This window comes from Liquorilactobacillus sicerae, assembly GCF_029916425.1.
GTDB classification, from domain to species: Bacteria; Bacillota; Bacilli; order Lactobacillales; family Lactobacillaceae; genus Liquorilactobacillus; species Liquorilactobacillus sicerae.
Genome location: NZ_JAHAVQ010000057.1, coordinates 1 through 779, shown reverse-complemented (window position 1 = coordinate 779; position 779 = coordinate 1). Strand labels below are relative to the sequence as shown.

The window sequence follows — 779 nt, the reverse complement described above, 5'->3', positions numbered from 1 at the left end:
AAATAAATCTCCCCAAAATTTAGTGATTTCTCGCGGAATTTCCCGACAAAAAAATCGCTCCTGTAAATTAATACAGAAGCGACTTGTCGCGTTACCATCCTGATTTGTTTCTTTGCTTGCACAAATAAACCTTAGTAACCATCTTTGTTAGCAGATGGGCTAACAGCAATGGCGTGTCCGATAACGAGGACCATTCCGTTTGATACTTTCGGTAAACCGTTCGTATCAACCAATCACCGGCCATTTTCCTTTTCTTAATAAAGATCGGCTTACAGCTACTACCGACTCTCTAGACATTACTTGGAAAAGTACTTTCCGGATCAATTCGTTTGAAATCTACGTAACACAATATAACAAGGGCTTATTGCTTTGTCAAACATTTTCAAAAAGAAAGAGAACTTTATTATAAAAGACATTTGTTTCCTTATTAAGAAATTTTATACAATATTTACCTTGCTGATCTATACGTGTGGCCGAAAACAAATTTTATAAATTTACCTGCTTATTCTTTATTTAAGAAAAACTTTTTTTCAGGGTGTAAAATAGTCAATGTAAACTTTAGAATGAATATTCATTCCTAAATTGTTAAAGGAGCAATCTTATGACACAACATGCTTATATGATCGGAACCGGAATCGGGAACCTATCTGCTGGAATATATTTAATTCGTGATGGCAAGTGGTCTGGCAAACAAATCACGATGTATGGTCTGAACACCCATGGCGCAAACGATGGTAACTTGGTTGAAGAATATACCAAGGAATATAAAGGACCCAAAT

1 protein-coding gene and 1 other annotated feature are annotated in these 779 nt (G+C 35.6%); the gene reads left to right on the top strand.

Translation table 11 applies throughout. The features are described from left to right. Positions 1-71: 71 nt before the first annotated feature. Positions 72-333: a binding site (T-box leader), on the bottom strand. A gap of 268 nt (positions 334-601) precedes the next feature. Then, the coding region (locus tag KH893_RS11155; protein WP_281166191.1) for an oleate hydratase at positions 602-779 on the top strand (178 nt) is incomplete at its 3' end.